Origin of the sequence: Mycobacterium asiaticum (genome assembly GCF_001673365.1) — a bacterium.
GTDB lineage: Bacteria > Actinomycetota > Actinomycetes > Mycobacteriales > Mycobacteriaceae > Mycobacterium > Mycobacterium asiaticum_A.
On the sequence record NZ_LZLS01000079.1, the window covers coordinates 1 to 24,642 of the forward strand.

Consider the following 24,642-nt stretch of genomic DNA (forward strand, 5'->3'; position numbering starts at 1 on the left):
AGCGACTCTGCTGACGGAGGCGTGTCCGTGTTCACCGATCGAATCAGGCGGTCGGCCTGCGACCGGCCGCGGGGTCAACGACCACGTTGTCGTCCCTGCGACGCGGTACGCATATTTGAGTACTCCTTTCGATCGCGAACGACCGGAAGCGGATTCGAACCAGTTTGATCTAGTTCGTCGGATGACGACGTGGAGCAAAGGACTCCGGTGTCGCGGTGCGGTTGATACCCCGGCAATTGCACAGGAAACCTTGTGAAAACCAAGATTTCACATAATGGATTGATAATTCGTGTGCCGAGCTGGATCACTGGCACGGCGACGAAATGCCGCGCCACTGAGCGAAGCGGTGCGCGACCGCTGGCCTGTTTCGATTCGATCGGCCGGGGTATCAAGACGCCATGGTGTCACTGTGGCTTGATAACCGCGGCCCCATCCCGTGGGCTGACAGGACTTCTTCGGATCTTGGTGGGTCGGCCGACGTCGTGGTCGTGGGAGCGGGCATAACCGGTTTGATCACAGCGGTACTGCTGGCGCGCGCGGGTAAGGACGTGTTGGTCCTGGAGGCCCGCACCGTAGCCGCAGGAGCCAGTGGCAACACCACCGCAAAGCTCAGCCTGCTGCAAGGCAGCCATCTGAGCAAGATCATCGCTCGTCACGGCAAGAAGACCGCCGCCGCCTACGTCGAGGGCAACCGTGAGGGCGCGGAATGGGTGCTGGCGCATTGCGATCAAAACGGCATCGACGTCCAGCACGAAGACGCCTACACCTACGCGCAATCGGCCAAAGGCGTACCGACGGCACGCGCGGAATGGTTGGCGTGCAGCGCCGTTGGGCTCCCAGTCACGTGGGAAGACAGTGCGGACGTGCCGTTTCCGTTCCACGGCGGTGTGCGGCTGCCGCAGCAGGCGCAGTTCGACCCGGTGCCGTTCCTGGACAGCCTGGTGGTCGAACTGCTCGACCGTGGCGGTCGGCTGGCCGAAGGCGCTCGGGTGCGCAAAGTGTCCAACCACGGCGACGGGTTGCGGCTGGTGGTCAACACCGATGGGGGAGAACAGACCGACGACGGTACCGAGGCCGACACCGAGGTGTCGGCCAAGCAACTGGTGCTGGCCACCGGTATTCCGATCCTGGACCGGGGCGGCTACTTCGCGAGACTGAAACCGAGTCGCTCCTACTGCATGGCTTACAAGGTGCCGGGCGCGGTCACCCGGCCAATGATGATCTCCACCGATTCCCCGACACGTTCGGTCCGCTACGCTCCTACCGCAGACGGGGACCTGCTGATCGTCGGCGGCGCTGGCCACCCGGTGGGCCGCAAGAAAAGTCCGTCCAAGGCACTGTCCGAACTAGATCGCTGGACGCGCAAGCACTACCCGGGTGCGACGCAGACACACTATTGGTCGGCGCAGGACTACACACCCATCGATCAGCTGCCGTATGTGGGCCCGATCCTGCCCAACAACGAAAAGATCTTCGTGGCAACCGGATTCAACAAGTGGGGCATGACCAATGGACCGGCCGCAGCGCTGGCACTGTCCAGTCGCATGCTCGGCGGTCGGATGGACTGGGCCGACGCCTTCGCCAGTTGGAGTCCGCACGAACTGTCCGGCATCACCACCGCACTGTCGGCCAACCTGGAAGTGGGATTCAATCTGGCCCGTGGGTGGGTCACGCCGGCCACCAGGATCGGGCGGCGCGACCCCAAAGACGACGAGGGCGGTGTGGTCAGTGGCCCGCCGTGGAATCTGCAGGCACGATGCGTGGTTGACGGCGTTGAGCACATCGTTTCCCCGGTATGCCCCCATCTAGGCGGGATCGTGAATTGGAACGACGCCGACAAGGCTTGGGAATGTCCTTTACACGCTTCACGATTCGCGCCCGACGGCACTCTCCTCGAAGGTCCGGCCACAACGGATCTGACCCGAACTAAGTGAGTCGAGCCCGGGTGCGGACGGGACAACCGTCGGCGCCGCGGGAGATGAGCCCGTCGGACTCGAAGGCATCCAGCCACCCCTGCATCGGCCACCAACCCCACCGACGGAAGAAGATTCCGGCGTTGCGCACGATGTCGTCCACGTGCTGCACAGGTGGATCGGAGACGGGATGGTACTGATGGAACGCGTCGGCTCCTCCGACCCACCGCATCGGAACCTGCAGTGCGGCAGCGCATTGCGCGAAGTCGGTGTCCTCGCCGCCGTAGCCGCGATACCGCTCACAGAACCCCCCGATACGACGCCAGGTCTGAGCCCGAACGGCAAAAGACAACGACCAGAATAATTCGTAGTCCGTCGTGGCGACGACGTCGCCGACCGCCGGCGCGGGACGGGCCGGGTGCGGATCGACGCGTGCCGGCAGTTCGGATAGCACGTACCCGCTTGGCCCCGGGGGTGGCAGGTAGGTGACGGGTCCGCACAGCAGCGCTTCAGCGTGGTCGACGGCGGCCCGCTGGTAGCGCTCGATGAGCTCGGTGCCAGGTATGCAGTCGACGTCCAGAAACACCAAGAGCTCAGCGGACTTTCGCAGCGCGGCAGCCGCGCCGGCGTTGCGTCCCATGGCCACCGGCAACGGCTTCGAGACCGGGCAGTCCAGTACCAGCGCAGGCGATCCATGGCCGGCGACGACATCGACGACGGCGGGATCGTCGAGGGCGACAACGATATGGACATCGGGTGCTCGCGTGCTGCGGCCCAGACCGTCCAGTTGCCGGCGCAGGTGAGCGCTTCTGCCGTGCACGGTGGTAATTACCGCGGTCTTCAATGGGTCACGCCCTGACACAGCCGCGCCGTCTCCTCGATAGCCGCCGCGGCGCGCGCGGCCGCCCCGTCCACTTGCCAACGCTGCCACCGGCGCGGGTCGCTGGCGCGGGCGTGGGTCAGCAGCGCCGGCCACGCCCGCTCATCAGGCGGGTCTGACACTACGACCGCAAGCTGGTGGCGTCGCAGCACACCGGCGGTGGACAGCTGTTCGTCGAAGGGGCGTGGCCGCGGGATGACGATCGCCGGCCGTTGTGCGGCCGCCACATCGGCAATGGAACCCTGTCCGGCGTGCGTGACCACCACATCCGCGCCACAGATCTCTGCGAACGGATCATCTTTCCAGGTGCCGTGCGCACCACCCAGTGACGTCCATGTCGTACCGGAACCGCCTGCGGCACAACCGGATAACGTCACGTCGAAGTCGCCGCCCGAACCACCCAGGACCAGTATCGGTCCACCGCTGTCAGAATCGCCGCAACGCCGACCCTCGAATCGGCTGATCCCGCCGACGTAGCTGGTCTTGTGCTCGTATTGACGAAGCCAGGACGGAACGCACAAGGCCTTCGGCCACGCCGCCACAATGTGGTCGGCGATGCGGTGCACCAACAGATGCGGTGCATCGATGCGCTTGCCGGGAAGCGCCACCACCACGACCGGGATGCCGAGTAGCCGAACGAAGAGCGCGACCTCCACTGAGACGTCGACGACGACGGCCTCGGGTCGCGCATCGGTGATCCAGCGGGCGATCGCATCCATCCGTGCACCAAGGCCGGGGTCGTGATGCGGTGCCCAGTGCAACGCGCCGTGCGCGGTGGGTTCGGGTGCCTGGGATTCGCGGTCGTCGCGCTCCAGCGTGACGATCTCTGAAAAGGGATGCGGCTCAGGGACATCCAGTGAGGTCAATGCTGTCACAGGCCGACGTATCTGCGCACAGATGCTGACGGCGCGCGCCAGATGGCCGAAACCGTGATGGTGAATGTAGTAACCGATCATCCTGCCTGCCCGTCGCGTCATCGATCATCTGCCGGTACAAGTCGGAGTACGCCGCAACCATCGCCGCTACCGAGCAATGACGCACCGCGTGTTGCCGCACGTCCTTTCGCCGCAGTCGAATCGCGGCCGAGACGGCATCGGCCAGCGCCGCGGTGTCGCCGGGTGCGACAAGTGAACCCGACGTGGCGTCCACCAGCTCGGAGACGCCTCCCCGCGCGAAGGCCACGACCGGCGTCCCGCACGACATCGCTTCTGCGACAACAAGTCCGTAGGGTTCGTCCCACATCGGCGTCACCAGCGCCGCCGCGGAATGCCCGACCAGGCACGCAAGCCGCGCGTGATCCAGGTGACCCGCGTAATGCACGCCGTCGCCAAGGTTAGGCGCCACCTGCTCGGCGAAGTAGCCTTCGTCGCCCACCGGACCGGCCAGGACCAGCGGTTTGCCGGCCTGCCGGGCTGCGGCGATGGCCAGGTGCGGCGCCTTTTCCGGCGTTAGCCGGCCAAACCACACCAGTGCCGGACCGCCGGGTCCAAGAGGCCACTGCAGCGAGTCGACGCCGTTAGGCACCACCGTCATCGCGGGGACCATGTGGCGCCACGAGGCCGCAGTGTGACGGGAAACCGCCGCGAATCGAGTGCCTTCGGTTACCGGGGCAGTCTGGGAGGCGTCGATTGCCGATTCCAGCCAGGGTGTCGGCGGAGTGTGCACGGTGGTGAGCATTGGCGTGGTCAGCATCGGCGCCATCGCCACCGGAAGGTAGTGCAGGCTGTGGTTGTGGATGATGTCGAACTGCTGGCCGCCGGGCCCGGCAAGCCACAGCATCAACGACAGATAGGCGTGGTGGTCGGCCATGAACCCGGCCTCGGGCATCGATACATCGCGGCGTGCCGCGGTGGACAGTCCCAGTCGCCGCACATCGAGTGTCTGACATTCCAGTTGGGGATCAGAACCGGGAGCGGCGAACAAAGACACGCAATAGCCGTTCGCATCCAGGGCGCGGGCGAGGTGGCAGACATGAGCTTCCAGGCCTCCGGCGAAGGGCTCGCTGATCGGAAACCGGTTGGAGGCGATTACTGCCACCCGCAACGCGTCAGTCACGTCAACACGCTCTGATAGACAGCCCGATGTGCGGCCGCAATCCGACGCCTTTCGGCCAGTCGACTCGCCCAAGTCGCGCGCGGGGCAGCCTCATGTGCTGCCCAGCGCTCGTAGGCTTGCCCGATGGCCGCGTGCAGCGAGGCCTCGTCGAACCGGTCTTCGGTGAATTCGAAGACGCCACAGGGACGTTGCTGGTGGTAGTAGCCGCAGCTGGGGGCCACGACGGCAGTTCCGAGATCGAAGCAGGCTTCCAGCCAGCCCGAGTGAGTGCCGAATCGGTAGGGCAGCACCGATACCGTCAACGCCGACAGGTACTCCCATAGCTCTTCGTCGGAGAAGTACGGGTGCACCCGCACCTCTACCTGTTCGAGGTGGCGGAAGTCCAGCAGAGCCATCGCGGTTTCGGGTGCGAACCAGTGATTGACCGGGTCGAAGATCTCGTCGTGAAAGTCGATCTGCAAAATCGCGCCGGGTAGCGATCCCACCACCGTCGTCAGCGCATCGACCAACGGCAGCGGATCCATGTTGGCGCGCAGACTCTTTGCATGCACCCCGACCACGAAACGGTCGTCGTCACGGGGTCGTTCGATGAGCGCTCTGCTGAGCACGTGGGGATGCGGCAGCACGTGCGCACGGCGTTGCCAGCGCTGCCAAATCGCTTGGGCGGCACCAGGTGTCAGCGTGATCAACTCGGCTGCCGCGGCGACCAGCACCTCTTGCTGCTCGGTGTGGTCTTCGGGTTGGGGGTGATGCGGATTGCGCAAGTCGTGCACGGTGTACACCAGCGGCTTGTCATGCATCTTCAGTTCCTGCACCACTTCGCTCAGCACATCGGGACCGATGGCATCGAAGCCGAAATGGACGTGGAACACGTCGAAGCTCGCATGGTTGTCGCTGACCCAGCCTGGTTCGAGCATCAGCGGCGGCCACCAACCGCCCGGCACGGTCCGGCCATCAGCGGGTTCCGGATCATCCAGCCGCACAACGGAATCAGTGTACGGGTCGGCCAAATGCCGCACGTAGATGTGCGAAGACGGCACCGAGGCGATACGCAGCAATGAGGTCTCCTCCAGGCCAAGGGGGGAGTGCTGAATTGACTGGCACAGGCAATACAGCGACGCATGCGTTCCTGCGTGGTTGAAGAACGTGCGACCAGGCGGATACCCCCGATTTACGGAGGCAAACGGTTGCGCTGCGGCAGGTTTATCGCTGCCTGGATGGGCTATTTCCAGCTAGGCCGCGTGGGCATCGTGGAGAGGAAGCGTTGATGGGATTTCCCGAACAGCAGCAGGACGTTCCCGGTATTCAGGCCAGAATGGACCCGGTCCCGGATTGCGGGGAAAAGAGCTATCAGGGCTCGGGGAAACTGGCCGGCAAGTGTGCCATCATCACCGGCGCTGACAGCGGAATCGGGCGCGCGGTGGCCATTGCGTTTGCCCGGGAAGGCGCCGACGTGCTGCTGTCCTATCTGAACGAGGACGAGGACGCCCAGGACGTCGCACGGTACGTTCAGGACGCCGGACGCAAGTGTGTGCTGGTGCCGGGGGACCTCTCCGATCCCGCGCATTGCCGAGCCGTGGTGGACCGCGCCGTGTCAGAGTTCGGTCGCATCGACATCCTGGTCAACAATGCCGCCTACCAGATGATGCGGGAGAACCTCGAGGACGTCACCGACGAGGAGTGGGACTACACGTTCCGGCTCAACGTCGGGGCGTACTTCTACCTCGTCAAGGCCGCGTTGCCACACCTGAGTCCCGGCGCATCGATCATCGGGAGTTCGTCGGTGAATTCCGATGCACCAAATCCCACCCTGGCGCCGTATGCGGCTACCAAGGCGGCCATCGCGAACTTTTCGGCCAGTCTCGCTCAACTGTTGGGCCCGAAGGGCATTCGAGTTAACAGCGTGGCGCCCGGCCCGATCTGGACGCCGTTGATCCCGGCGACCATGCCCGCGGACAGCGTGGCGTCGTTCGGGGACAACGTGCCGTTGGGGCGGGCAGGCCAACCCGCGGAATTGGCCCCGGTTTATGTGCTGCTCGCCTCCGACGACGCGAGTTACATCTCGGGTGCACGCGTCGCCGTCACTGGCGGGCGGCCCATTTTGTAGCGGTCTGCTCGCGGCTAACGTCTCTTGCTAACGATGCCAGCCGCGTTCGACCGCTTTGACCAATGCGGTCAGCGTGGCGTTCACCGGCGCCTCGACGCCGACGCGGGCTCCCTGCCGCGGCACCGCGCCGTTGATGAAGTCGATCTCGCTGACCCGGTGGGCCTCGTGATCGAGCAGTGCCGATGGTTTCGCGTTGGGCATCCCCGCGCCGAAGGCGCGAACATGCGTGACGGGATCATCGACGTCGACGGCGATCTCGGACGTTCGGGCCACTTCCCACGCCTCGGTCGCCGCCGCGCGACTGACCGGCCCCATGTCGGGATCGTCCATTACCTGTCCCACGGTGAGCCCGGTCAGCGCGCACGGCGCACTGTAGGCGACGTTGCAGATCAGCTTCTCCCACTGCATGGCGGCGATGTCGGTGACGGCCGCGGCGTCGAAGCCGGCCTCGGCCCAGACCGCGGCCACCGCTTCGACAGTCGAAGCGGGCAGCGACGAGTGGGCACCAAAACGCATGGCGCGCATAGCGTTATGGTGCACGTGACCGGGTGCGACTCGCGCGGCGCCGAAGCCGCTGGCGATGCCCACCGCGACATGTCCGGCGCCGACGATGTCGGCGACCGTGTCGGCCGACCCCAGACCGTTCTGTATGGTAAGCACCGTAGTGTGCTCGCCGAGCATCGAAACCGCTTGCTGCGCAGCGGCTGTCACGTCGGCGGCCTTAACGGCCAGCACGATCAGGTCCATCGTCTCGGGCGGCGCGACGGTGCAGGCGCGCAACCGCACGGTCTTCTCGTAGCCGGGGCCGGTGACGCGCAGCCCGTGCTGTGTGATCGCATCGATGCCGGCCTGGTAGCTGTCGATGGCCGTGACATCGTTGCCCGCGTCGGCCAGCCGGGCGGCATAGATGGAACCCATTGCACCACAGCCGATTACCGCGATACGCATGCTGTGCTCCTTGGAAGTCAAGCCGCCAGCTCGGCGATCAGTTGAGCCAAACCCGTTTTCTGCTCCAGCCCGAAACCCGGCGCGTCGGTCGGCGCGATCCGGCCCGCTGCGAGCGTGCAGCCGTCGGAATAACCGCCGAACGGCGCGAACACCCCCGGATAGGACTCGCACCCACCCAGCCCCAGCCCGGCTGCGATGTGCAGGTTGATCAGATGGCCGCCGTGCGGGAACGCGAACCGGCGGTCAAAGCCGTTCGATTCGAGCACGTCGAGCATCCGCACGTATTCGCCGAGGCCGTAGCTCAGTCCGGCGTCCATCTGAAAAATGTCCCGATCGGCCCGCATCCCGCCGTACCGAACGAGGTTGACGACATCGGGCACCGAGAACAGGTTTTCACCGGTGGCGACCGCGCCGTCGTAACAGTCCGTCACCGCCTGGTTCAATGCGAAATCCAGTGGGTCGCCCGGTTCTTCGTACCAGCGCAGGCCGTAGCCACCCAGCGCCGCCGCCCAGTCCGTCGCACCGGGCCGGTCGAAGCGTCCGTTGGCGTCCACCGCGACGCGCCCGCCGTCACCGACAACCTCGATCGCGGCCTCGACCCGGGCCAGATCGTCCGGCATCGCCGCGCCACCGATCTTCATCTTCACCGCGTCGTAGCCCAGGTCGAGATAGGACCGCATCTCGTCGCGCAGCGCGTCCAGGCCAGTACCCGGGTAGTAATAGCCGCCGGCCGCATAGACCGGGACCGAACGGGCCGGTTCACGGCCGAAATGGCGCGCGATGGTCACGTAGGCCGGTTCGTCGGCGAGTTTGGCGTTCAGGTCCCAACACGCCAGTTCCAGGGCAGCCGCAGCGCCCGCGCGGTCCCCGTGCCCACCGGGCTTCTCGTCACGCAGCGCGCAGGCCACCAGCGCGGCGGGGTCAAGTTGTCCGGTGGCGTCCAATAACGTGTCCGGCGGCGCCGCCAGCAGCCGTGGAATCATCCGGTCGCGCAGGATCCCACTCTGGGCAAACCGGCCGATCGAATTGAATGCCACCCCGTACACCGGCTTGCCATCGCGCAGGACGTCGCTGACCAGCCCCACCAGCGAGACGGTGTGGCTGGCGAAGTTGACTTGAGCGTTCGACGGCATTTTGCCGGCCTCGCCGACCAGGCCGACCGCCCTCTCCAGGATCGCGGTGAGCCGCATCACTCGGTCTTGATCGGCGTTTGGTAGGGCTTGCCGCAAGGGCGTCCGACATGCTCGATGACCGCGTAGCCGGGAGCCCAACCGGCAAACACGCGCTGAATCGGATTGGTGACCCGCTTGTTGAACCGGGCGAGCCCTTCAGGTACTTGCATGCTCCAACTCTTACACCCTGTAGTTGTCCGGCTGGGCACGGCTGGGACACTGGTCGGCATGGCCTCCGAGCAGGTAACCGACCAGGCAAGCGCGCAGGTGCGAACCTCCGCGCGCCTGTTCGACGACGCCTGCGCGGTGATCCCCGGCGGAGTGAACTCCCCGGTGCGGGCCTTCACGGCGGTCGGCGGCACGCCGCGATTCATCACCGAGGCGCACGGCTGCCGACTCATCGACGCTGACGGCAACACCTACATCGACTTGGTCTGCTCGTGGGGCCCGATGATCCTCGGCCACGCGCACCCGGCAGTCGTCGACGCCGTCGTCAAGGCCGCTGCTGACGGCCTGTCGTTCGGCGCCCCGACGCCTGCCGAGACCGAACTGGCCACCGAGATCATCGGGCGCGTTGCTCCCGTCGAGCGGATCCGGTTGGTGAACTCCGGCACCGAAGCCACCATGAGCGCGATCCGGCTGGCGCGCGGTTTCACCGGCCGGCCCAAGATCATCAAGTTCTCCGGCTGCTACCACGGACACGCGGACGCGTTGCTGGCCGACGCGGGTTCGGGCGTGGCCACCCTGGGTCTGCCGTCCTCGCCGGGGGTCAGTGGCGCGGCCACGGCCGACACAATTGTGTTGCCCTACAACAACATCGATGCGGTACGGGAGGCTTTCGCCCGGCACGGCGAGCAGATCGCCGCGGTGATCACCGAGGCCAGCCCGGGCAATATGGGTGTCGTGCCGCCGGGGCCGGGATACAACGCGGCGCTGCGGGAGATCACCGCCGAACACGGTGCACTGCTGATCCTCGACGAGGTGATGACCGGGTTCCGGGTGAGCCGAAGCGGTTGGTACGGAATCGATCCCGTCGCTGCCGACCTGTTCACCTTCGGCAAGGTGATGAGCGGCGGCTTGCCCGCCGCGGCGTTCGGTGGTCGCGCCGAGGTGATGGAACGGCTGGCGCCGCTGGGGCCCGTCTATCAGGCCGGCACCCTCTCGGGTAACCCGGTGGCGATGGCCGCCGGTCTGGCCACGTTGCGGGCCGCCGACGACTCGGTATACACGGCACTGGATGCCAATGCCGATCGGCTGGCCACGCTCTTGGCCGCAGCGCTGACGAATGCGTCTGTGCCGCACCAGATCCCACGCGCCGGCAACATGCTCAGCGTGTTCTTCGCCGATGCACCGGTGACCGACTACGCCTCGGCGCGAAAGAGCGAAACCTGGCGTTACGCCCCGTTCTTCCATACTTTGCTCGAGGCGGGCGTGTACCCACCGTGCAGCGCCTACGAGGCCTGGTTCGTCTCGGCGGCGCTCGATGACAGCGCATTCGAGCGGATCGCCGACGCTCTACCCGCCGCGGCCAGGGCCGCGGCACAGGAGGACAAACCCTGATGGCCGAACAGACCCGCGTCCACGTGATACGCCACGGTGAGGTGCATAACCCCACCGGCGTTCTCTATGGTCGACTGCCCGGATTCCGGCTCTCCGAGAACGGGATTGCACAGGCTGCAGCCGTCGCCGACTTCCTGGCCGACCGTGACATCGTCGCGGTGATCGCCTCGCCGCTGCAGCGCGCCCAGGAGACCGCCGCGCCGATCGCGGCGCGACACGATCTGCCGGTGGACACCGACCCAGACCTGATCGAGTCGGCCAATTACTTCGAGGGCCGCAACATCGGCCCCGGCGACGGCGCCTGGCGTGACCCGAGGGTGTGGTGGCAGCTGCGTAACCCGTTCACCCCCTCGTGGGGCGAGCCGTACACCGAGATCGCGGCCAGGATGGCCACCGCGGCGGACAAAGCACGGGCGCGTGCGGCCGGCCACGAAGCGGTGTGCGTCAGCCACCAACTTCCGGTCTGGACGCTGCGCATGCACTTGACCGGCAACAGGTTGTGGCATGACCCGCGGCGGCGGGAATGCGGGTTGGCGTCGGTGACGACGTTGGTCTATGACGGGGACCGGCTGGTCGACGTGGAGTACTCCGAACCGGCGGCCAGATGACTCGTTGGCTGATTGCCTGGTTGTTGCTGGCGGGGCTGGTTACGGGCTGTTCGGGACGCGACGCGGTGGCCCAGGGCGGCACCTTCGAGTTCGTCTCCCCGGGCGGCAAGACCGACATCTTCTACGACCCGCCGGCTGCCCGCGGCCGTCCCGGGCCGCTGTCGGGTCCCAGCCTGGTTGATCCGACGCACACCATCTCCCTTGACGACTTTGCCGGTCGCGTCGTGGTCATCAATGTGTGGGGCCAGTGGTGTGGGCCCTGCCGCGCCGAGATCACCCAGTTGCAGCGGGTGTACGACGCGACCCGAGACTCGGGTGTGTCGTTCTTGGGTATCGACGTCCGCGACAACAGTCGGGAAGCGGCCCTGGACTTCGTCAACGACCGGCACGTGAGCTTCCCGTCGATCTACGATCCGCCGATGCGGACGTTGATCGCGTTCGGCGGCAAGTACCCCACCACGGTTATCCCGTCGACGCTGGTGCTGGACCGTCAGCACCGGGTAGCGGCGGTCTTCCTGCGCGAACTGCTGGCCGAGGATCTGCAGCCGGTGGTGCAGCGGATCGCGGCCGAGACGTCGGAGGCTCCCGTGCAATGACGGGGTTCGCCCACATCGCCGCCGCCGGGCCGCTGTTGGTGGCGCTCGGAGTGTGTCTGTTGGCCGGGCTGGTGTCGTTCGCGTCGCCGTGTGTGGTGCCGCTGGTTCCTGGCTACCTGTCATATCTGGCCGCGGTGGTCGGGGTCGACGATCCAGACGCGCCGCCGGGCGCCGTCAAGATCCGCGCTGCCCGCTTGCGGGTCGCCGGCTCGGCAGCCCTGTTTGTCGCCGGTTTCACCGCGGTGTTCGTGCTGGGCACCGTCGCCGTGCTGGGGATGACCACCACGTTGGTGACCAATCAACTGCTGCTGCAGCGGGTCGGCGGGGTGTTGACCATCGTCATGGGGCTGGTGTTCGTGGGTTTGATCCCGGCGCTGCAACGGCAGGCCCGATTCACTCCGCGGCAGTTGACGACGGTGGCGGGGGCACCGCTGCTGGGCGCGGTGTTCGCGCTCGGGTGGACGCCATGCCTGGGTCCGACGCTGACCGGCGTGATTACCGTGGCTTCGGCTACGGGCGAGGCCACCGACGGTGCCAACGTGGCCCGCGGGATCGCGCTGGTGATTGCCTACTGCCTGGGTCTGGGCATTCCGTTCGTGCTGTTGGCGTTCGGTTCGGCCAAGGCGGTGGCGGGCCTGGGCTGGCTGCGGCGGCACACCCGGGCGATACAGATTTTCGGCGGGGCGCTGTTGATCGCCGTCGGGGCCGCGCTGGTCACCGGGGTGTGGAACGACTTTGTGTCGTGGTTGCGCGATGCGTTCGTCTCCGACGTGAGGCTGCCGATTTAATGGCCCCCTCCCCCCCGCGAGCAGACGCAGAATCGCACGAATCGCACCGTTTCCGTGCGATTCTGCGTCTGCTCGCGCAAAGAGCGCGCAACACGTGGCGGTCGCTGACCTCAATGGGCACCGCGTTGGTGCTGCTGTTCCTGCTCGCGTTGGCCGCCATTCCCGGGGCACTGTTGCCGCAGCGCAGCCTCAACGCGGGCAAAGTCGAGGAGTACCTGCACACCCACCCGATGATCGGGCCGTGGCTCAACGAGTTGCAGGCCTTCGACGTGTTCTCCAGCTTCTGGTTCACCGCCATCTACGTGTTGCTGTTCGTGTCCCTGGTCGGCTGTTTGACCCCGCGAATCTTCGAGCACGCCCGCAGCCTGCGCACCAAGCCGGTGGGCGCGCCGCGCAACCTGGGCCGCCTGCCCAAGCACGCCAGCGCGCAAGCCGACGGCGACCCGGAAAGCCTGGCCGCCACCATCACCGACCGGCTGCGCGGCTGGCGCACGGCCACCAGACGCAACGGCGAAACGGTGGAGGTATCTGCCGAGAAGGGCTACCTGCGCGAATTCGGCAATCTCGTCTTCCACTTCTCGCTGTTGGGCCTGCTGGTCGCGGTGGCCGTCGGCAAGCTGTTCGGTTACGAGGGCAATGTGATCGTCATCGCCGACGGCGGCCCGGGCTTCTGCTCGGCATCGCCGGCCGCGTTCGACTCGTTCCGGGCCGGAAACACCGTCGACGGCACGTCGCTGCACCCAATCTGCCTGCGGGTCAACAATTTCGATGCTAACTACCTGCCCTCGGGGCAGGCCACGTCGTTCACCGCCGACATCTCCTATCAAGCCGGTGATGACCTCGACGCCAACATCTGGCGGCCCTACCGGCTAGAGGTCAACCACCCGCTACGCGTCGGCGGCGACCGCGTGTACCTGCAAGGTCACGGCTACGCGCCCACGTTCACGGTGACCTTCCCGAACGGGCAGACCCGCAGCTCGACAGTGCAGTGGCGCCCGGACAACCCGCAGACCCTGCTTTCCTCCGGTGTGGCGCGCATCGACCCGCCCGCGGGCAGCTATCCGACCGCCGAGGAGCGTCGACAACATCAGATCGCAATCCAGGGCCTGCTGGCTCCGACCGAGCAACTCGACGGCACCTTGCTGTCGTCGCGATTCCCCGCCCTCAACGACCCGGCGGTGGCCATCGACATCTACCGCGGCGATACCGGCCTGGACACCGGCCGGCCCCAGTCGTTGTTCAATCTCGATCCGCGGCTGATCGAACAGGGCCGGCTGACCAAGGAGAAGCGGGTCAACCTGCGGGTCGGGGAGCAGGTGCGGATCGACACCGGTCCCGGCGCCGGCACGACGGTCCGTTTCGACGGAGCCGTGCCATTCGTCAACCTGCAGGTTTCCCACGACCCAGGCCAGAGTTGGGTGCTGGTCTTCGCAATCACCATGATGGCCGGACTGCTGGTCTCGCTACTGGTGCGCCGGCGTCGGGTGTGGGTTCGGCTCACGCCGGCCGACGACGCGGGTACCGGCCCAGGTACGGTCCAACTCGAACTGGGCGGCCTGGCGCGAACCGACAACTCCGGTTGGGGTGACGAGTTCGAGCGGCTGACCGAGCGGTTGCAGGCAGGTTTGGGCGACTCCGGCGCGCCCGCCGGCATCCCCGCCAAGGCCGGAAGGGACATGAAATGAATACCCAGCACATCAATATCGGCCTGGCCCGCTACTCCGACTGGGCCTTCACCTCGGCGGTGGTCGCACTGGTGGTGGCACTGCTGCTGCTGGCCTGCGAGCTCGCCTACGTCCGGACCCGCAACCTGGAACCGGTGGCCGCGGGCGGTCCGCAGATCAGGTCGACCGCCGACGACGAGACGCCCGGGCTGGTGGCGGAGGGTCCGCGACGGCCGTTCGACGAACGTATCGGCCGTGCCGGGCTGGCCGTGCTGTACCTGGGCATTGGGCTGTTGCTGTGCTGCATCGTGTTGCGCGGCTTGGCGACCATGCGGGTGCCGTGGGGCAATATGTACGAGTTCATCAACCTGACCTGCATGTCCGGGTTGATCGCCGGTGCCGTCGTGCTGCGCCGCCCCCAGTACCGGCCGCTGTGGGTATTTCTGCTGCTGCCCATCCTGATCCTGCTCACAGTGTCCGGACGATGGCTCTACGCCAACGCCGCTCCGGTGATGCCGGCGCTGCAGTCCTACTGGCTACCGATTCACGTCTCGGTGGTGAGCCTGGGCTCAGGGGTGTTCCTGGTCGCCGGTATTGCCAGCATCCTGTTCCTGTTGCGCACTTCCCGACTCGGTGAGCTGGGGGCTGAGGGCACCGTCGCGCGGCTGGTGCAGCGCTTCCCGGACGCTCAGACGCTGGACCGGATCGCCTACCGGACCACCATCTTCGCGTTTCCGGTGTTCGGTTTCGGGGTGATCTTCGGCGCGATCTGGGCCGAGGAGGCCTGGGGACGCTACTGGGGTTGGGATCCCAAGGAGACCGTGTCGTTCATCGCGTGGGTGGTGTACGCGGCCTATCTACATGCCAGGTCAACGGCGGGCTGGCGGGACCGCAAGGCCGCCTGGATCAACGTCGCGGGGTTCGTCGCGATGGTCTTCAATCTGTTCTTCGTTAACCTGGTGACCGTTGGCCTGCACTCGTATGCGGGCGTGGGCTGACCCGAAAGCGACCGACCCGAGCAAGCGGGCAAGAGGGGGAGCAGAGTGTCAGAGCATCCAACACCGGGCGTGGGGGCGCCGCGAGTCATCCCGGGTAACGGCGAGGAATACGTCAGCCCGGACCAGCCCACCGCGCAACTGCAACAACCCCCGCACCCCGCGGGAGGCGCGGCGGAGGCTACCGCCGAGGCACCGACCAGGACGTTCGCCGGATTCCGCACCGAACGACGCATTCCAGGCGCCGATCCGACCGCGGGCCACGCTGCCATGGCGCCACCGAGGCCTGCCGAGCCCGGCGAGACAGCCGAGCGGCCCCAGTGGGACGCGGGTCCGAACACCGGACCGGTGACCGGCATCTCGCGGGTGGACCCGACCGCCTACGGCGCGTACTACCCCGGACCGGCGGACACCCCGCAGGACCGGCCGCAGTTCCGGCCGGAGCCGTTGCCGCAGACGCCGTATCCCGAGTTGTCCACGACCGTGCTGCTGCGGCCGGTCAAGCCGCCGCCATCGGAGGGCTGGCGCCGGGCGCTTTATGTGTTGTCCGGACAGTTGATCAATCTCGGCGAAGGTCCTCGCGCGACCCGGCACAACAACCTGGTCGCCCAGATCAACCGGCCGCTGCGCGGCTGCTACCGGATCGCGGTGCTGTCGTTGAAAGGTGGCGTCGGCAAGACGACGATCAGCGCGACCCTGGGCTCCACCTTTGCCAGCGTGCGCGGCGACCGAGTGGTCGCGGTGGATGCCAATCCCGACCGCGGCACCCTGAGCCAGAAACTTCCGTTGGAAACCCCCGCCACGGTTCGGCACCTGCTGCGTGACGCGGACAGCATCGACCGCTACAGCGACGTACGCAGCTACACCTCGCAGAACGAGGCCGGGCTGGAAGTGGTGGCCTCCGAAAGCGATCCGGCCGTGTCGGAGGCGTTCAGCGGCGAGGACTACACGCGCACGCTGGACATCCTGGAGCGCTACTACGGGCTGGTGCTCACCGACTGCGGCACCGGACTGCTGCATTCGACGATGACGGCGATATTGGCCAAGGCCGACGTGCTTGTCGTAGTGGCTTCGGGATCCATCGACGGTGCCCGCAGTGCCTCGGCAACGTTGGACTGGCTGGAGGCGCACGGGCACGAAGACCTGGTACGCAACTCCATCGCGGTGATCAACGCGGTGCGGTCACGCTCCGGCAAGGTCGACATGCAGAAGGTGATCGAGCACTTCGCCCGACGTTGCCGTGCGGTGCGCGTGGTGCCGTTCGACCCACACCTCGAGGAGGGGGCGGAGATCAGCCTCGACCGGTTGAGGCGGGATACCCGGGAAGCGTTAGCCGAGTTGGCGGCGGTGGTCGCCGATGGGTTCCCGGGCGATCAGCGGCGCTCCAACCCAAATTTCGTTTAGCGAGGGTTTAGCGAGGCTTGTTCTCGCCGAGACGGCGCAAGAACTCCGGATCGTCGTCGGGCCCGATAACGCGGGTCGTCGGCACGTTTGTCTGCGACCGCGCCGTGCGCCAGCCGAGATAGATCAGCGTCCCCAGAATAAGGACGACGAGCAGGTAAAGCACTCGACACCTCCTTCGTCAAAATATACCCGCGCGACGGTTTCGATAGGCTCAGACTGTGTCAGAAGCGCCCAGTGACAAGCCGGTCCGGGTCCCCACCGTCGGTCGAGGCATCGTAGACGTGCTGATGTACGTGACGGCCCGACTGCTGTTGGTGGCGGTGATAACCGGGGTGATTTACGGGCTCGCGCGCGTGCTCGGAGTGGTCGATTTTCCGCTCGTGGTGGCCGCGCTCGGCGGTTTGGTCATCTCGATGCCGCTGGGCATGTGGGTATTCGGGCCGTTGCGTCGACGCGCAACCACGACCCTGGCCGCGGCCGGGGAACGTCGACGTGCCGAACGCGCGCAATTGCAGGCCCGCTTGCGCGGTGAGCCCGCCCCGGACGCGACCCGAGACGAAAGTTAACCCCCGGCGTCGCAGTGCAGCGGCATCCGCACGACCTGCGCCGCATAGGTCAGACCCGCGCCGTAACCGATCAGCAGGGCCAGGTCGCCGGGTTCGGCCGCCCCGGTGTCCATGAGTTCGGCGATCGCCAGCGGAATGGAAGCGGCCGAGGTGTTTCCAGCCTGTTCGATGTCGTTGGCGACGACCGTGTCCGGCCGCAGTTGCAGGTTCTTGCGCATCAGGTCGTTGATGCGGGTGTTGGCTTGATGGGGCACGAACACGTCGATCTGATCGGGCCCGACGCCCGCGGCCTCCAACGCGCGTCGGCCGACATCGCCCATCTTGAATGCCGCCCAACGGAATACCGCAGGACCTTCCAGTCGCACGAAAGGCCTTGGGCCGCTGGGGTTTTCCGCAAACGTGATCCAGTCGATGTCTTGGCGGATGGCGCCGGACTGTTCGCCGTCGCTGCCGGCGATGGTTGGTCCGATGCCCTGGTGCGGCGTCTCGCCGACCACCACGGCCGCCGCCCCGTCGGCGAAGATGAAGCAGTTGCCGCGGTCGTACATGTCGATCGTGGGTGACAGCTTTTCGGTGCCGACCACCAGCATCTTCCCGGCGCCGCCACTGCGGATCATGTTGGTTGCGGTGTTCAGTGCATACCCGAACCCGGCGCAGCCCGCCGAAATATCGAACCCGAGAACATCTTTGGCGCCCAGTGCGGCCGCGACCATCGGGGCGGCGGGCGGCGTCTGCAGGAAATGGGTGTTGGTGGTGACGATCACGCCGTCGACGTCGGCCGCATCAAGGGAGGCGTTGGCCAACGCCCGTCGACAGGCTTCGGCCGCCATCGAGGCCGCGGATTCGTCGGCGGCGGCAAAGCGCCGCGTCTTGATCCCGGTGCGCGAGTAAATCCATTCGTCCGAGGAGTCGATCTTCTCGCATATCTCCTCGTTGGTGACTACCCGTTCGGGGCGGTATGCCCCGACGCTGAGCAGCCCGACGTTCTGTGGCCCACTGATCGTGGCAATCTCGGTCATACCCACGTCCTTCCCGCACCCCTGACGATCGCAGTGTCAGCACCCTCCCTATGCCGCGGGGGCGTGATCGACTCTAGGCGTGTCCGGATGACGCGTGCACCGGGGTCGACGGGAAGTCGTCTTAGCGCAACTTCGAAAGGCACAGGACGATCGGTGGCTTGTACGCCTGAGTCCGTACCCATTGCCCACCGGTGCAGTCGGAGGTCGTGGTGGTGCGTTTGATGACCTTGTCGGTTGCGGTCTTTGATCCGCAGCTGGCCGTGTAGACGGTGACGTCGTTGGTGCCGTCCTTTTTGCGTGCACCCGTCACCCGTCGGATGCAGTCACCGACTTTGGCGTTCTTGATTGTCCGCGCGGAGGCGTCCGGTACGCCGACCGGAGACTCCGATGTGGTTGGGGTGCTGCGGGCGCGTCGCGTTTCATGGTGCAGCGCCGAACCGACTGAGGCCATGAAGACCAGGACGACGATCAGCGCGATCGCAGCCAGCGCCGTTCCCACATATCCCAGTACCAGGCCGGCTATAGCCAGTCCGCGGCCATCCTCGCCTGTCTTCTTGATCTGGGAAAGCGAGATGTGGCCGAAGACGATGCCCAGCGGTGCCAGCACGAGCGAGGCGACCAAAGCCGCGATCGCCATCGAGTTCGTCGGCCTGGCAACAGGATACGGCGGGTAAGGACCCGGACTCTGATTCATGAAAGTGTTCTCCCCCGAGATAGCGGCGCCCTAATGCACGTTATTTCGGCGCACAGTAAACCACAGCGGCAGAGCTATTTCCCGCCCAGCGCCAGCGCGGTCGCCACCGCGACAGCCCAGATGACCATGGCCAGGCCGGTATCGCGCAGTACCGGAATAAGGTCGGTGCCGCCGCGGCCGGACCGCACCGGCCGGTCGGCGCGCAGCGCCAGCGGGGCGGCCACCAGCCCGGCCGCGGACCACGGCGTGGCGATCATCAGCACCAGGGTCAGGATGCCGGCGCTCGCCAACAGCGAGTGATAGAGCATCCGGGTGCGGCCGTCACCCAGGCGCACCGCCAACGTGATCTTGCCGGACTGGGTGTCGGTCGGGATGTCCCGCAGATTGTTGGCGACCAGCACCGACGACGACAATGCTCCGATCGCGAGCGCCAGCACCAGGCCGACCCAGTCGACGCGCAGCGCTTGGGTGTACTGGGTGCCGAGCACGGCCGTGAGGCCGAAGAACACGAAAACCGCGGCCTCGCCCAGACCCGAGTAGCCGTAGGGCTTGGACCCGCCGGTGTACAGCCACGCCCCAAGGACACAGGCGACGCCCACCCCGATCAGCCATGGCCCGCTGACCAGCGCCAGCGCCAATCCCGCCACGCACCCCAGGAACAGGCTCACCAGCGCCGCGGTCAGCACCGCTTTGGGAGTGGCCGTTCGCGAACCCACCAACCGCATCGGGCCGGCCCGCTCGTCATCGGTGCCGCGGATGCCGTCGGAGTAGTCGTTGGCGTAGTTGACGCCGACGACGAACGGGACGGCCACAGCCAGTGCCAACAGTGCCTTCCACCAGACGGCCGCGTGCAGCCACGCCGCCGCCCCGGTGCCTGCAATGACGGGCGCCACCGCATTGGGCAGGGTCCGCGGGCGAGCCCCGGACACCCACTGCGCAAAACTGGCCACCAGGGCATCCTGCCCTATGAATAACAATGGGCGGATGCTCGGAGTCATCGGAGGCAGCGGCTTCTACACCTTTCTCGGATCCGATACCCGCACCGCCATGCCGGACACGCCGTTTGGTCCACCGAGCGACCCCATCACGATCGGCACCGTCGGGGGTCACGAGGTCGCGTTCCTGCCCCGGCACGGCGTGCAGCACCAGTACTCGCCGCACACCGTGCCGTACCGGGCCAATATGTGGGCGCTGCGCGCCCTCGGGGTGCGGCGGGTCTTCGCGCCGTGCGCGGTCGGCAGCCTGAATCCTCTGCTCGGCCCGGGCACGGTGGTGGTGCCCGATCAGTTGGTCGACCGCACCAGTGGTCGGGCCGACACCTACTTCGACACCGGTGGGGTGCACACCAGCTTTGCCGATCCGTATTGCCCGACACTGCGCGACGCGGTAACGGGGCTGCCCGATGTGCCCCATCTGGTTGACGGTGGGACCATGGTGGTGATCCAAGGCCCCCGGTTTTCCACCCGCGCGGAAAGTCAATGGTTCGCCGCCGCCGGCTTCAGTCTGGTGAACATGACCGGATATCCGGAGGCCATACTCGCTCGCGAGCTCGAAATATGTTACGCCGCAATCGCTTTGGTTACCGATGTGGATGCCGGTGTCGCGGTCGGTGAGGGTGTGAAAGCAGCCGAAATATTTTCCGAGTTCGGCGAAAACATCGTCAGGCTCAAGCAACTTGTGCAGTCGGCGATCGATCGGGTCGCCGCCGAGCGCACCTGCTCGCACTGCCTGCAGCACGCCGGGGTCCCGCTGCCGTTCGAGTTGCCGTGAGGGTGTTGCTGACCGGCGCGGCCGGCTTCATCGGTTCGCGGGTCGACGCGGCGTTACGCGCCGCGGGCCATGAGGTGGTGGGCCTGGATGCATTGCTGCCCGCCGCGCACGGACCGGACGCGCAACTGCCGGCGGGATGCCACCTGCTCGACGTGCGCGACGCCGACGCGTTGGCCCCACTGCTGGCCGGGGTGGACGTGGTGTGTCACCAGGCGGCGATGGTGGGCGCCGGTGTCAACGCCGCAGACGCACCGGAATACGGCGGCCACAACGATTTCGGCACCACGGTGCTGCTGGCGCAGATGTTCGCCGCCGGGATTTCCCGGCTGGTGCTGGCGTCGTCGATGGTGGTCTACGGTCAGGGCCGCTATCGGTGCCCCGAGCACGGATTGGTCGATCCGCCGGCTCGTCGCCGCAGTGATCTGGACGCCGGGATCTTCGAGCACCGCTGCCCGGTCTGCGGGGAACCGGTCGGCTGGCAGCTGGTTGACGAAGACGCCGCGCTGCGCCCGCGCAGCCTGTACGCGGCCAGCAAGACAGCGCAGGAGCATTACGCGCTGGCGTGGTCGGAGGCCACCGGCGGCTCGGTGGTCGCGCTGCGTTACCACAACGTCTACGGCCCGGGGATGCCCCGCGACACCCCGTACTCGGGGGTGGCGGCTATCTTCCGATCGTCACTCGAAAGAGGCGAAGCACCAAAGGTTTTCGAGGACGGCGGTCAGATGCGCGACTTCGTGCACGTCGACGACGTCGCCGCGGCGAACCTGGCCGCGGTCACTATCGAGCGAGACGGCTTCACCGCGGCCAATGTCTGCTCGGGCCGTCCCATCTCAATCCTGGACGTGGCCACCGCGTTGTGTGACGCACGTGGCGGCGAGTTGTCCCCGACCGTCACCGGGCAATACCGCAGCGGGGACGTGCGCCATATCGTCGCAGACCCCGCCCGGGCGGCCGAGGTGTTGGGCTTCCGGGCGGTCGTCGAACCCGCGGCGGGCCTGCGCGAGTTCGCCTTCGCGCCGCTGAGGTAAGCGCTTACGACGGGTTTCTCGGCGGCCGGAAGATCGGCCCGGTGGTTTCCTCCGGGCGGAAGATTCGGGGCGCGTTGCCGGGCGGCGCGGAGAGCACCGAGGTGGGCGCGTCGTGCTGTGGCCGGGCGGCACCGAACTGCGTCGTCCTGGCTTCCGACGGCGGCGGCACACCGGGCCGGGTGGGGATGGGAACAGGTGGGCGTTGGGCGGCGCCGGGACGCTGCAGCGGTCGTCGGACCCGTCGCCGAGTCTTGCGAATGCCTCCCGCGATGATGATCGCGACGAAGATGCTCAGGGCAAGCCCGCACAGCGTCACGTCGAACGTGCTGGTGATCTGCTGGGCGAAATCATTGCCGTACACCGGTTGGACCGCTCTGTTCGGTGTGTCCGGGAAGCGTATTGCCAGCACCACGCCCAGGAACACCCGGGAAACCGTCAGGGCGAACAGCAACGTGCTGAGCGCGGCGATCAGCCTCGACCGCAGCGGTCCGCCGCCAACCTTGACGCGGAGCCACAGCGCCAGCCCCGCGGTGGTCACGTCGAACACGGCCAGCGTGATCCTGTTGTAGGGGTAGGTGGGAAAATCGATCATCGCGGCGCCGCCCAAGTCGTTGATCCGCATCAACGCTGAGCCCAGGCACCAAACCACGATCAGCGTCAAGCCGTGTCGAATGGCGCCGCGCCACACGTCGCGGTCGGCTCGTACCCCCGGGGGGCCGAACAATGTCATCGGCACGAACAGGGCCGCTGCCGCGACCCAGGCCAGATAGCCCTCGTAGCCAACCCCGGCTCTCGGAGTGTCCTGGGCGATGCCGTGGAACGAATCGATTTGCCGACCGAGCGGAATCAGCCACACGATCATTCCAGCCAGCAGCGCTGAGGCACCCAGCGCGAACGTCGCGAACCGAGACGCGGCAGTGTTGCGCAGGATCCACCGGGACGCCACCAGAAGCGCCGTCAATGCCACCAGGCCATAGACCACCCCGGTGACGATGACGATGATGTTGGAGGTTCCGAACTGCTCTGTTTGGCCGGGCTGCCGCTGCAGGCCGTAGCGCACGGCCCAGCACAGGTTGAAGCCGACGGACAGCGATGCCCCGAACATCGATGCATAGCCGATGACCCGGGCCGCCTGCAGCCACCGCGGGTAGCTGAGTTCTTCATTAGTTCTGTTGGTCAGCACGGGTTGCGCGGCCAACAGCGCGCCGGCGATTCCCAGCCACCCGCCCGGCCCGATACCGCCTGGCACGTGGACTTGACCACCAAACTTGACCGATTCGAACACGTCGAACAATACGAAGAATGCAAGTAGCACTAGGTACGGCATGTTGAGGACGACCCGTAGCGTGCTCGCCGCGGCGGGGCCTTTTCGCGCGCGTGATAACAGGAGCGAGAGCAGCGACAGCAGTGTCACCAACCCAACCAAGACCCACACGACCGATCTGCTGCCGGGGATCTGCAAGCCGAAGTAAAGGTTCCACGGGAACAGTGGGGCCAGCAACAGCAGGACAAGTGCCGCCAGGTCCCGGAAGTTGTTGCGCCGTCGCGCCAAGTCGTCGATTGTCTGCGGACCTTGCTGGTAAGCCGGCGGACTTTGCTGGTAGACCCCGGGCGGATGCGAAGGCGCTTGTTGTGGACCCGGGATGGGTCCCCTTCCAGTGCCGCTGTTCAGGGTCACGACGCCCCCTAGAGTTCGAAGTCGGTTACTGCTGGCGCAGGTTTGGTGTTGCCGCATGGGAACCCCCTGCTGGGCCCGTTGCGTTGTTCCCTTGCGAACATATTCTCCATTCGGATGACCGGTGGTAGCTGTGAACAGGTTATGAACGTCGATGGGATGAACAATGACCGTGCCCACTTGCTGGGAATCCGGTTACGCTGCGCTAAGAGTGAACCCTGTCGCCCGGATGACGAATATGGCCGACGGTACGAATTGTAGTGATACCGGGACATTGCTGGTGGCGGGGTGGCCGGCCGAAGGAGAGCCGTAAATGGACGTCGTGTTGGGGGTGGCCGTCGCAGGCCGGGTCGCACGCCTGGCTCTAGTTGGCGCGGGCGGTCGCGGAAGCAATGTGATCGACCAGTCCACCATCGATTTGGGTGGTGACCCCGTCGCAGACGTGCGGGAGACCGTGGTGGGTACGAACCGACTGCTGGCCGACGAAGGCCATCGATTGGTTGCCACCAGATTGGTGTGGCCGGATTCGTATCGGGCCGACCAACTGCGCCAGGCGCTGGACTATGCGGGCGTGCCCAATGTGCAGGTGGTGTCGGAGTCGCAGGCGGCCACCGCATTGCTCGGGCCGGGTCGTGCTGCTGCCGCGGTGCTACTCGTTGGCAGCGAGACGGCGAGTTTCGCGGTCTCCGGTGCGGACCCCGATGCGCCGCCGACGGTGCTGGCCTCCGCGCCGCTCGAGGGCGATCCGGGTGCCACGTTCGACACTTTGATGGCTCAGATTCCCGGCCAGTCCGGCACACCGGATGACGTGCTGATACTGGGCACCTCGGCCGAGCAGACCGCGATGATGGCCGACCACCTGCAGTCTGCCTCGACCATGAGCGTGCAGATTCCGCCGGACTCGGACTTCGCGCTGGCGCACGGCGCGGCCGCCGACGGGGTGAACGCGACGATGGCGTTCCCGGGTTCGTCTATCGACGCGCCGATGGCGAATCAGGGGTTGCCCACCGGCGGGCCTGGAGGCGCACCCACTTCCTCCCCGGACGGGTCTGCGTTCTCCGGCGGTGGGACGGGCGGCGCGCCCACGTCGTCCCCCGACGCGTCGGCGTTCTCCGGGCCGGGCGGTGGTCCCACGTCGTCGCCCGATGGCTCGGCGTTCTCAGGCGGCGGGCCAGGTGGTGGCCCGACGTCGTCCCCCGA

Annotated in this window: 23 protein-coding genes and 2 pseudogenes; 13 read left to right on the forward strand and 12 right to left on the reverse strand. The window is 66.7% G+C overall.

The window, feature by feature from the left end:
* Positions 1 to 398: 398 nt before the first annotated feature.
* Positions 399 to 1,934, forward strand: a complete 1,536-nt coding sequence (locus tag A5634_RS08190) for an FAD-dependent oxidoreductase (RefSeq protein ID WP_065143552.1) — start codon at positions 399 to 401, stop codon at positions 1,932 to 1,934.
* On the opposite strand, the gene A5634_RS08195 is transcribed toward A5634_RS08190, so the two are convergent.
* Genes A5634_RS08195 through A5634_RS08210 form a run of 4 tightly spaced genes read right to left on the reverse strand, consistent with a single transcriptional unit; the run spans position 1,927 to position 5,888 of the window.
* Positions 1,927 to 2,757, reverse strand: a complete 831-nt coding sequence (locus tag A5634_RS08195; RefSeq protein ID WP_065143553.1) for a glycosyltransferase family 2 protein — start codon at positions 2,755 to 2,757, stop codon at positions 1,927 to 1,929. The two genes, A5634_RS08190 and A5634_RS08195, sit on opposite strands and share 8 nt — an antisense overlap.
* Positions 2,754 to 3,749 carry a glycosyltransferase gene (locus A5634_RS08200; protein WP_081290285.1) on the reverse strand — a complete coding sequence of 332 codons (996 nt, stop codon included), beginning with the start codon at positions 3,747 to 3,749 and terminating at the stop codon, positions 2,754 to 2,756. Before A5634_RS08200 ends, A5634_RS08195 begins: the two co-directional genes overlap by 4 nt.
* Positions 3,637 to 4,848, reverse strand: coding sequence for a glycosyltransferase (locus A5634_RS08205; protein WP_081290286.1), 1,212 nt, complete (start codon positions 4,846 to 4,848; stop codon positions 3,637 to 3,639). The genes A5634_RS08200 and A5634_RS08205 overlap by 113 nt, the downstream gene beginning before the upstream one ends.
* Complete coding sequence (locus A5634_RS08210; protein ID WP_081290287.1) at positions 4,845 to 5,888, reverse strand: hypothetical protein; 1,044 nt, start codon at positions 5,886 to 5,888, stop codon at positions 4,845 to 4,847. Before A5634_RS08210 ends, A5634_RS08205 begins: the two co-directional genes overlap by 4 nt.
* A gap of 227 nt (positions 5,889 to 6,115) precedes the next feature.
* Between A5634_RS08210 and A5634_RS08215 the strand changes: the two genes are divergently transcribed.
* Positions 6,116 to 6,955: a glucose 1-dehydrogenase gene (locus A5634_RS08215; RefSeq protein ID WP_065143555.1), complete on the forward strand. Its 840-nt coding sequence runs from the start codon at positions 6,116 to 6,118 to the stop codon at positions 6,953 to 6,955.
* 27 nt (positions 6,956 to 6,982) lie between these two features.
* Here the strand turns inward: A5634_RS08215 and A5634_RS08220 are convergent, their stop codons facing one another.
* From A5634_RS08220 to A5634_RS28105, 3 genes and pseudogenes are all read right to left on the reverse strand, one after another.
* On the reverse strand, positions 6,983 to 7,903 hold the full coding sequence (locus A5634_RS08220) for a ketopantoate reductase family protein (protein WP_065143556.1): 921 nt from the start codon (positions 7,901 to 7,903) through the stop codon (positions 6,983 to 6,985).
* Positions 7,904 to 7,920: 17 nt separating this feature from the next.
* Positions 7,921 to 9,093, reverse strand: coding sequence for an enolase C-terminal domain-like protein (locus A5634_RS08225; RefSeq protein ID WP_065143557.1), 1,173 nt, complete (start codon positions 9,091 to 9,093; stop codon positions 7,921 to 7,923).
* 11 nt (positions 9,094 to 9,104) lie between these two features.
* Positions 9,105 to 9,245: pseudogene (locus A5634_RS28105) on the reverse strand (nitroreductase family deazaflavin-dependent oxidoreductase); the annotation flags it as partial.
* 58 nt (positions 9,246 to 9,303) lie between these two features.
* Between A5634_RS28105 and hemL the strand changes: the two are divergent.
* The 7 genes from hemL to A5634_RS08260 all read left to right on the forward strand — a co-directional run bounded on the left by hemL (position 9,304) and on the right by A5634_RS08260 (position 16,690).
* On the forward strand, positions 9,304 to 10,635 hold the full coding sequence (gene hemL, locus A5634_RS08230; protein WP_065143558.1) for a glutamate-1-semialdehyde 2,1-aminomutase: 1,332 nt from the start codon (positions 9,304 to 9,306) through the stop codon (positions 10,633 to 10,635).
* Positions 10,635 to 11,243, forward strand: a complete 609-nt coding sequence (locus A5634_RS08235) for a histidine phosphatase family protein (RefSeq protein ID WP_065143559.1) — start codon at positions 10,635 to 10,637, stop codon at positions 11,241 to 11,243. Before hemL ends, A5634_RS08235 begins: the two co-directional genes overlap by 1 nt.
* On the forward strand, positions 11,240 to 11,839 hold the full coding sequence (locus A5634_RS08240) for a TlpA disulfide reductase family protein (protein ID WP_065143560.1): 600 nt from the start codon (positions 11,240 to 11,242) through the stop codon (positions 11,837 to 11,839). The genes A5634_RS08235 and A5634_RS08240 overlap by 4 nt, the downstream gene beginning before the upstream one ends.
* Positions 11,836 to 12,627 (forward strand): cytochrome c biogenesis CcdA family protein, encoded by a 792-nt coding sequence (locus A5634_RS08245; RefSeq protein WP_065143561.1) that lies wholly within the window; start codon positions 11,836 to 11,838, stop codon positions 12,625 to 12,627. The genes A5634_RS08240 and A5634_RS08245 overlap by 4 nt, the downstream gene beginning before the upstream one ends.
* A gap of 113 nt (positions 12,628 to 12,740) precedes the next feature.
* Positions 12,741 to 14,312, forward strand: coding sequence for a cytochrome c biogenesis protein ResB (gene resB, locus A5634_RS08250; RefSeq protein ID WP_065143570.1), 1,572 nt, complete (start codon positions 12,741 to 12,743; stop codon positions 14,310 to 14,312).
* Positions 14,309 to 15,289, forward strand: coding sequence for a c-type cytochrome biogenesis protein CcsB (gene ccsB / locus A5634_RS08255; RefSeq protein WP_065143562.1), 981 nt, complete (start codon positions 14,309 to 14,311; stop codon positions 15,287 to 15,289). The genes resB and ccsB overlap by 4 nt, the downstream gene beginning before the upstream one ends.
* A gap of 87 nt (positions 15,290 to 15,376) precedes the next feature.
* On the forward strand, positions 15,377 to 16,690 hold the full coding sequence (locus A5634_RS08260; RefSeq protein ID WP_065143571.1) for a MinD/ParA family ATP-binding protein: 1,314 nt from the start codon (positions 15,377 to 15,379) through the stop codon (positions 16,688 to 16,690).
* A gap of 7 nt (positions 16,691 to 16,697) precedes the next feature.
* Here the strand turns inward: A5634_RS08260 and A5634_RS28110 are convergent, their stop codons facing one another.
* On the reverse strand, positions 16,698 to 16,853 hold the full coding sequence (locus A5634_RS28110; protein ID WP_155769431.1) for a hypothetical protein: 156 nt from the start codon (positions 16,851 to 16,853) through the stop codon (positions 16,698 to 16,700).
* Positions 16,854 to 16,908: 55 nt separating this feature from the next.
* Here A5634_RS28110 and A5634_RS08265 point away from each other — a divergent pair, with 55 nt between their 5' ends.
* The gene (locus A5634_RS08265) at positions 16,909 to 17,256 is read left to right on the forward strand and encodes a DUF4229 domain-containing protein (protein WP_065143563.1); all 348 of its coding nucleotides are present in this window, start codon (positions 16,909 to 16,911) and stop codon (positions 17,254 to 17,256) included.
* On the opposite strand, the gene fabH is transcribed toward A5634_RS08265, so the two are convergent.
* The 3 genes from fabH to A5634_RS08280 form a co-directional block, all read right to left on the reverse strand.
* Positions 17,253 to 18,275: a beta-ketoacyl-ACP synthase III gene (gene fabH, locus A5634_RS08270; RefSeq protein ID WP_065143564.1), complete on the reverse strand. Its 1,023-nt coding sequence runs from the start codon at positions 18,273 to 18,275 to the stop codon at positions 17,253 to 17,255. The genes A5634_RS08265 and fabH overlap by 4 nt on opposite strands.
* A gap of 121 nt (positions 18,276 to 18,396) precedes the next feature.
* On the reverse strand, positions 18,397 to 18,969 hold the full coding sequence (locus A5634_RS08275) for a DUF4190 domain-containing protein (protein WP_253861520.1): 573 nt from the start codon (positions 18,967 to 18,969) through the stop codon (positions 18,397 to 18,399).
* A gap of 74 nt (positions 18,970 to 19,043) precedes the next feature.
* Positions 19,044 to 19,919, reverse strand: a complete 876-nt coding sequence (locus A5634_RS08280; protein ID WP_065143566.1) for a 1,4-dihydroxy-2-naphthoate polyprenyltransferase — start codon at positions 19,917 to 19,919, stop codon at positions 19,044 to 19,046.
* 34 nt (positions 19,920 to 19,953) lie between these two features.
* On the opposite strand from A5634_RS08280, the gene A5634_RS08285 reads away from it, so the two are divergent.
* Both A5634_RS08285 and A5634_RS08290 read left to right on the forward strand, forming a co-directional pair.
* Complete coding sequence (locus A5634_RS08285) at positions 19,954 to 20,739, forward strand: S-methyl-5'-thioadenosine phosphorylase (protein WP_065143572.1); 786 nt, start codon at positions 19,954 to 19,956, stop codon at positions 20,737 to 20,739.
* Positions 20,736 to 21,767, forward strand: coding sequence for an NAD-dependent epimerase/dehydratase family protein (locus tag A5634_RS08290; RefSeq protein WP_065143567.1), 1,032 nt, complete (start codon positions 20,736 to 20,738; stop codon positions 21,765 to 21,767). Before A5634_RS08285 ends, A5634_RS08290 begins: the two co-directional genes overlap by 4 nt.
* A 4-nt stretch (positions 21,768 to 21,771) precedes the next feature.
* Here the strand turns inward: A5634_RS08290 and A5634_RS08295 are convergent, their stop codons facing one another.
* A complete protein-coding gene (locus A5634_RS08295) occupies positions 21,772 to 23,328 on the reverse strand; it encodes a hypothetical protein (protein WP_437339955.1) in 1,557 nt (518 codons plus the stop codon).
* A gap of 427 nt (positions 23,329 to 23,755) precedes the next feature.
* Between A5634_RS08295 and A5634_RS08300 the strand changes: the two are divergent.
* Positions 23,756 to 24,642: pseudogene (locus A5634_RS08300) on the forward strand (hypothetical protein); the annotation flags it as partial.

Coding starts and splice junctions, on each gene's coding strand:
- A5634_RS08190 (WP_065143552.1), top strand. CDS start 399: ATGGTGTCACTGTGGCTTGATAACCGCGGCCCCATCCCGTGGGCTGAC.
- A5634_RS08200 (WP_081290285.1), bottom strand. CDS start 3,749: ATGATCGGTTACTACATTCACCATCACGGTTTCGGCCATCTGGCGCGC.
- A5634_RS08215 (WP_065143555.1), top strand. CDS start 6,116: ATGGGATTTCCCGAACAGCAGCAGGACGTTCCCGGTATTCAGGCCAGA.
- A5634_RS08220 (WP_065143556.1), bottom strand. CDS start 7,903: ATGCGTATCGCGGTAATCGGCTGTGGTGCAATGGGTTCCATCTATGCC.
- A5634_RS08225 (WP_065143557.1), bottom strand. CDS start 9,093: ATGCGGCTCACCGCGATCCTGGAGAGGGCGGTCGGCCTGGTCGGCGAG.
- hemL (WP_065143558.1), top strand. CDS start 9,304: ATGGCCTCCGAGCAGGTAACCGACCAGGCAAGCGCGCAGGTGCGAACC.
- A5634_RS08235 (WP_065143559.1), top strand. CDS start 10,635: ATGGCCGAACAGACCCGCGTCCACGTGATACGCCACGGTGAGGTGCAT.
- A5634_RS08240 (WP_065143560.1), top strand. CDS start 11,240: ATGACTCGTTGGCTGATTGCCTGGTTGTTGCTGGCGGGGCTGGTTACG.
- A5634_RS08245 (WP_065143561.1), top strand. CDS start 11,836: ATGACGGGGTTCGCCCACATCGCCGCCGCCGGGCCGCTGTTGGTGGCG.
- resB (WP_065143570.1), top strand. CDS start 12,741: ATGGGCACCGCGTTGGTGCTGCTGTTCCTGCTCGCGTTGGCCGCCATT.
- ccsB (WP_065143562.1), top strand. CDS start 14,309: ATGAATACCCAGCACATCAATATCGGCCTGGCCCGCTACTCCGACTGG.
- fabH (WP_065143564.1), bottom strand. CDS start 18,275: ATGACCGAGATTGCCACGATCAGTGGGCCACAGAACGTCGGGCTGCTC.
- A5634_RS08275 (WP_253861520.1), bottom strand. CDS start 18,969: ATGAATCAGAGTCCGGGTCCTTACCCGCCGTATCCTGTTGCCAGGCCG.
- A5634_RS08285 (WP_065143572.1), top strand. CDS start 19,954: ATGCTCGGAGTCATCGGAGGCAGCGGCTTCTACACCTTTCTCGGATCC.